Origin of the sequence: Microbacterium oxydans (genome assembly GCF_000956525.1) — a bacterium.
Taxonomy (GTDB): Bacteria; Actinomycetota; Actinomycetes; order Actinomycetales; family Microbacteriaceae; genus Microbacterium; species Microbacterium oxydans_A.
Genome location: NZ_JYIW01000012.1, coordinates 24,387 through 30,386, shown reverse-complemented (window position 1 = coordinate 30,386; position 6,000 = coordinate 24,387). Strand labels below are relative to the sequence as shown.

Here is a 6,000-nt window from a genome sequence, read left to right as displayed (position 1 = left end):
ACCCCGCCCCACCCGCACACCACTCACAAGCGCGAGCCGGATGCCGCGGCGAACCGCCCCGCCATCATGGCCGCCGCCTCGCGCAGCGGCGCAGGTCCGATCACCGTGAACGGGGCGTCGAACCGCGCGACCGCGGCGAGCACGCCGGTCCAGGACCATGAGCCGACCGTGATGCGGCACGAGCCGTCGTCGAGTTCTTCCAGCGTGCCGTCGCCGATCCACGGTGCGACGTCGCGTGCGGGCAGCTCGATCACGACCTCGCCGATGCATGGCCAGCGGTCTTCGGCATCCGATCCTTTGGCGCGGGCGGCGAGGTAGGTCTGCGCGTCTGCGGCGGGCAGTTCGCGCGGCACGAACGACGGACCGGTCGGGATGCGCGGGGTCATCCGGTCGAGCCGGAAGGTGCGCCAGTCGTCGTGCTCGAGGTCCCACGCGAGCAGATACCAGCGCCCCTCGCGCGCGACCACGGCGTTCGGTTCGGTGCGCCGCGGAGGGCGCTCGCCGCCGGAGCCGGAAGGGGAGGCGTAGTCGAACCGCAGCACGTGCCGGTCGCGCACGGCGGCGCTCACGGCTTCGAGCACGGCGGGATCGACGCGGGTCGGGTTCTCGCTGCCGGTGAATCGGATGCCGTCGACGCGGTGTCGCAGCCGCGACGGCATCACCTGCCGCACGGTGGCCAGGGCTCGGGTGGCGGCTTCGTCGAGGTCGACGCCGCTCGACGGCACGCTCTGCAGCGCCACCGCGATCGCGACGGCCTGCTCGTCGTCGAACAGCAGCGGTGGCAGCTCGGAGCCGGCCGCGAGGCGGTAGCCGCCGTCCGGCCCCTTGATCGCGCCGATGCGGTAGCCGAGTTCGCGCAGCCGGTCGACGTCGCGGCGCACCGTGCGGGCGCTCACTTCCAGGCGCTCCGCGAGCACGGGGCCTGGCCAGTCGCGCTGGGTCTGCAGCAGCGACAGCAGGGCGAGCATGCGCGAGGAGCTTCCGGTCATGTGCTCCATTGTCCGCCGAGAAGAGGACCGAAACTGACCGCTTCTGCTGTGATCGTTGACTCCGACGGCGCAACCGGGCCGTCGACGCGTTCGACTGAAGGACACCTCATGACCCTCACCACCACCACTCACCTGAACTTCCGCGGCGTCGCCCGGCAGGCGCTCGACTTCTACCAGTCCGTCTTCGGCGGTGAGCTCACGGTCGCCACCTACGGCGACTTCGGCATGCCCGCAGGCATCCCTGGTGCTGACAAGGTCGTGTTCGGGCAGCTCACGGCGGCCGACGGCATCCGCCTGATGGCCTACGACATCCCCGGCCAGGACGAGTCGGATGCCGCGGCGACCGCCGGATCCACCCGCCGCGAGAACGGCACGACGATCACCGACCGCACGTTCTTCCAGTCGCTGCAGGGCGGCTCGCTCGACGAGATCACGCAGTACTGGGACCGCCTGGCCGACGGCGCAACGATCATCGAGCCGCTCGCGGCCTCGGCGTGGTCGGCCGGCTTCGGGATGCTCACCGATCGCTTCGGCGTGACCTGGGTGCTCGACGTCCGCCAAGCCTGACCCGCCCCGTCCCCCAGCTGAGGGGTCACGACCCGCCGCGCCATAGTCCGGGGATGCGGCGGGTCGTGACCCCTCAGCGCGCGCATGCCCCCCTCCGCTCACGTTGATCGGCCGAGCCGGGGCGCGTCACGGGCGGACACGGGACATGCGGGCGCGCGGCGGCATCCGTAGATTTATCGGAGCCCCCGCTGCGAAGGAGTTCCCCGTGACCGAGACCCAGACGACGACCGCCGACAGCCTGCCGAGCATGCAGGTGCCGGTCCGTTGCTGTTCCTGTCGCGGCACCGTCTGAGCCCCGCCATGACCGACTCGCTCGCATCTCACCCGTTCGACGCCCGCACACGGCTGCAGCTCGATCGACCGCACAGTCGGAAGTGGAGCCTGCATCCGGGGCAGATCGGGGCGTGGGTCGCCGAGATGGACTTCGGCGTCGCCCCCGAGATCGCGGACGCCCTGAGCCGAGCGATCGCCGACGAGAACCTCGGATACCTCTCGCCGCCGGTCGCGGCTGAACTCAGCGCGGCCACGGCCGATTGGATGCGCGATGAGTACGGCTGGGACGTCGACCCGGAGCGCGTGCATCATGTCGCCGATGTGATGGCCGCCCTCGGCGTCGCTGTGCGCGAGTACTCGCCCGAGGGCTCAGCCGTGATCGTGCCGACGCCGGCATATATGCCGTTCCTGACATACCTTCCCTCGATCGGGCATCCGGTCATCGAGGTTCCGGGTGTCGAGGTCGACGGACGCTGGCAGCACGACCTCGAGCGCATCGATGAGGCCTTCGCGGCCGGGGCGCGCACGCTCGTGCTGTGCAACCCGCAGAACCCGACAGGCACGATCGCCGGGCGCGACGAGCTCGAGGCGATCGCGGAGATCGTCGAGCGGCACGGCGGGCGCGTGTTCGCGGATGAGATCCATGCACCGTTGCGGTTCGACCGGGCGCCGTTCATCCCGTACGCCTCGATATCGGATGCCGCGGCATCCCACACGGTCACCGGGACCAGCGCATCGAAGGCCTGGAACATCGCGGGGCTGAAGACCGCGCAGCTGATCACCTCGAATGAGCCCGACCAGGAGCTGTACCGCCGCTTCGGCTTCGCGGTGCATCACGGCGCATCGACGCTGGGGGTGGTGGCCTCGACGGCCGCGTATCGACATGGCAAGCCGTGGCTCGACGGCGTGATCGACTACCTCGACGGATCGCGGCAGCTGCTCGGCTCGCTCGTGGAGCAGCACCTGCCCGGCGCCGTCTACCGCGCGCCCGAGGCGACGTACATCGGCTGGATCGACGCGAGTGCGCTCGGGATCGACGGTCCGCCGGCGGCGTTCTTCCGCGAACAGGCCGAGGTCGTGCTCACCGAGGGGCGGCTGCTCGGACGCGGATCCGAGGACTTCGTGCGCATCGTGTTCGCGACGCCGAGGCCGATCCTGGAAGAGGCCCTGTCGGCGATGGGCGACGCCCTGCGGAGGCGCGGGCAGGGCTGAGCCTCCGGCGCGCGTCGCCGTGTAGGGCTGGTGTGCACCCGCCGCATGGCAGAGTCGGTCGCCCCTGCCACGCGGCAGGTGTCGCAGATGGCCGCGTCGCCGGGCCGGATGCGGCCACACGCGACACCCCTTCCTGAGCAGGTGTCGCGAATGGCCCACTCCGGATGCTGGAGGCGACCACACGCGACACCTCCGCGTCGATGAGCGACGCCCCCGCGCGATGCGATGCGCTCGGGACGGAGCTCCACCGCGCTACGGGGTCGAAGAGGCATCCAGATTCAGCCATCCAGATGCACCCCACACCCCACACCCCCACACAAAGAGAAGCGCACGCCCCGGGGTGACGTGCGCTTCTGCATCCCCAGTCGGGGATGGTGACGGATGCCGCGTTCGGGCGCGGCATCCGTCGGGCTCTACGAGGCGTCGATGCTGCGACGGCGACGCATCGCGACGACCGCCCCGCCCGCCGAGAGGAGCATCAGGCCGAGCAGCATGCCGCCGATCGGGAACTCTCCCCCCGTCGAACTGAGCTGCTCGTCGTCAGGGTCGCCGACCCCGCCGGTGCCGGGCGTACCGTCACCGTCACCGGGAACGATCGCCGCGCCGACCGCAGCCGTCGCCGCGCTCGTGGCCGAACCGGTGCGGAATCCTGCGAGCGACCCGGTCACCGTGACCGAGATGCGCGAACCGAGTGCGCTCGCCGGGATCGTGAACGTGGTCGCCGGGTCGGCGGCGCGTGCCGCGCTCACGACGGGCTCGCCGTCGATCGCCCACGCGTAGCTGAGCTCGGTGCCCTCAGGCCATCCCTCGGAGCTCGCGGTCAGCGTCTCGCCGACGTTGGCCTTGCCCGTGATGGTCGGCGCGGTGGTCGGGGCGAGCACCTCCATGACGTTCGCCTCTGCGATGCAGGTGATGCACGTGCCGCCGAGTGTCGCGACGGCCGCTGTGACCGAGAACGCGCCGCCGGGGGCGTCGTCGATCACGGTCGCGCTGAAGGCGAGGTTCGCTGCGGCGGCGGGAGCAGTGCCGACCGGAACGGTCCAGGTGAGGGTGTTCCCGTCGAGCGTCGCACCGGCGGGCACGGCGTCGAGCGTCGCGCGGGTGAGCAGCTGGCTCAGGTCGACCGTGACGACCGACGAGGCCAGCGGCACGAGACCCGTGTTGGCTGCCGAGACCGTGTAGGTCACGGTGTCGCCGATCGCGAGCGGGTCGGCCGCGGCATCCGTCAGTGTGAGCGACAGCTTGTCGGGCCAGGCTGGCTTGCCCGGCTCGAGGATCCAGTCGTTCCAGAGTGCCGTGATGTCGCGTCCGGAGAGCTCCTCGGCGAGGGCCTTGAGGTCTGCGCCGGTGCGGCTCTGGCCGGCGAACCGGGTCTGCCATTCCTTGATCAGGGCGAAGAACGCGTCGTCGCCGATGGAGATCTTCAGCGCCTCCCAGAACTGTGCGCCGCGCGTGTAGGTCTGGTAGTCGTACAGGGTGGCCGAGTCGGTCTGCGCTCCGGGAGGCGTCTCCCAGTTCGCGCTCGTCGAGGCCGTGCGGTTCCACGAGTTGTAGTAGGTCTGCTCGGTGCTCGTGCCGCTGCCGAAGCCCGCCGCGCTGTTGTAGTGGGTCGGGCCCCAGGTGGCCATGCCCTCGCCGATCCAGATGTCGGTCCAGGTCGTGGGCGCGACGTTGTCGCCGTACCACTGGTGCACGAGCTCATGGATGAGCGTGTTGCCGTTCACCGAGCCGGCGCTGGGGAAGAACGAACGATCCTGTGTCTCGAGCGCGTAGTTCACGCCGCTCGGCACACTGTCGACGATCACGCCGGTGCTGTTGCCGGGGTACGCGCCGTACATCGACTCGAGGTTGCGGGTGATGGTCTCGAGCTGGGCGACCCGGTTGCGGATGGTGGTCTTGTTGCCGTCGCTGAGACCGGAGTCCATGAACGACCACGAGGGGATGCTGCGGCCATCCGCGAGCGTGATCGATCCCTCGATCACGTCGAAGCGTCCGATCGCGATGACCGCGAGCTCGGAGGCCATCTGCTTGTCCTGCCGCCACACCCAGGTGGTGCGGTCGCCTGCGACGGTCTTCGACTGCAGCTCGCCGTTGCTCGCCACTGCCGCCGTGCCCGTGACGCCCGAGGCGTTCGCGAGCACCGAGGGCGCGTCGACCGAGATCGTGTAGGTCGCCTTGTCGCCGGGGGTGTTGTTGTGCGGGAAACCCGCCATCATGCCGATCGGCTGTCCGAGCAGGATCGCGCCGTCGTTCGTGCCGTTCCAGCCCTCAGAGCTGCCGTCGGCGTCGTAGTGCACCTCGGGAGTGCCGCTGTACGTGACCGCGACCGTGAACTCACCCTCCACCGGGGTCGCCGGGGTGACGATGAGCTTGTACTTGATCGCCTCCGCATCGATGTCGCGCTCCCAGGTGGCGGGGGCGCCGTTGACGGTGACCTGCGAGATCGTCATGCCCTCGAAGTCGAGCGAGAAGCTGCGCAGCGGCGAGAGCGCCCTGGCGGTCATCGTGGTCGTCGCGGTCGTGATGTCGCCGGTGATGAGGCCGCTGGCCACGCCGGTCGGGCTCCAGGCGAGCGAGACGTCGTAGTCGAGGGCGTCGTAGCCGCCGTTGCCGACGTTGGGGAACATCGCGTCGCCGGCGGTGCGGGGGCCGTCGATGGGGCCGTCGGCCGCGGATGCCGGGATGGAGGTGACGAGCAGGGAACCGGCGAGCAGCGTGGTGACCGGGAGGGTCGCGAGCAGTCGCCGACGGGCGGGGGAGGTCAGTCGGAGCATGGGTGCTTTCGGGTAGGCATGGCGGGGCGACCGGTCACGTCGTCGTGGTGCGGGGTGGGCTCGTGGCCCTGTGGGATACATATGAAACGTATGGAACGGATGTTTCCGCAATATATCGTGCCGCTCACGGTTCGGTTGCGGTCGGTTTTCTGCCGCTCGACCGGGCATATTGTTCGACACCGTCC

At 70.1% G+C, this 6,000-nt stretch carries 4 protein-coding genes; 2 read left to right on the top strand and 2 right to left on the bottom strand.

Features of this window, described 5'->3' with window-relative positions:
- Window positions 1–23 precede the first annotated feature (23 nt).
- Window positions 24–989: a helix-turn-helix transcriptional regulator gene (locus tag RS83_RS00875; RefSeq protein ID WP_045277610.1), complete on the bottom strand. Its 966-nt coding sequence runs from the start codon at window positions 987–989 to the stop codon at window positions 24–26.
- Between the two features lie 108 nt (window positions 990–1,097).
- Here RS83_RS00875 and RS83_RS00870 point away from each other — a divergent pair, with 108 nt between their 5' ends.
- Complete coding sequence (locus RS83_RS00870) at window positions 1,098–1,556, top strand: VOC family protein (RefSeq protein ID WP_045277609.1); 459 nt, start codon at window positions 1,098–1,100, stop codon at window positions 1,554–1,556.
- A gap of 300 nt (window positions 1,557–1,856) precedes the next feature.
- Entirely contained in the window at window positions 1,857–3,041 is a 1,185-nt protein-coding gene (locus RS83_RS00865; protein ID WP_045277608.1) for a MalY/PatB family protein, read from the top strand.
- Window positions 3,042–3,454: 413 nt separating this feature from the next.
- Here the strand turns inward: RS83_RS00865 and RS83_RS00860 are convergent, their stop codons facing one another.
- Complete coding sequence (locus RS83_RS00860; protein WP_045277607.1) at window positions 3,455–5,815, bottom strand: M1 family metallopeptidase; 2,361 nt, start codon at window positions 5,813–5,815, stop codon at window positions 3,455–3,457.
- Between the last annotated feature and the right edge of the window lie 185 nt (window positions 5,816–6,000).

Bases quoted from the DNA above. Each gene is read 5' to 3' on its own strand.
- RS83_RS00875 (WP_045277610.1), bottom strand. From the start codon at position 989: ATGACCGGAAGCTCCTCGCGCATGCTCGCCCTGCTGTCGCTGCTGCAG.
- RS83_RS00870 (WP_045277609.1), top strand. From the start codon at position 1,098: ATGACCCTCACCACCACCACTCACCTGAACTTCCGCGGCGTCGCCCGG.
- RS83_RS00865 (WP_045277608.1), top strand. From the start codon at position 1,857: ATGACCGACTCGCTCGCATCTCACCCGTTCGACGCCCGCACACGGCTG.
- RS83_RS00860 (WP_045277607.1), bottom strand. From the start codon at position 5,815: ATGCTCCGACTGACCTCCCCCGCCCGTCGGCGACTGCTCGCGACCCTC.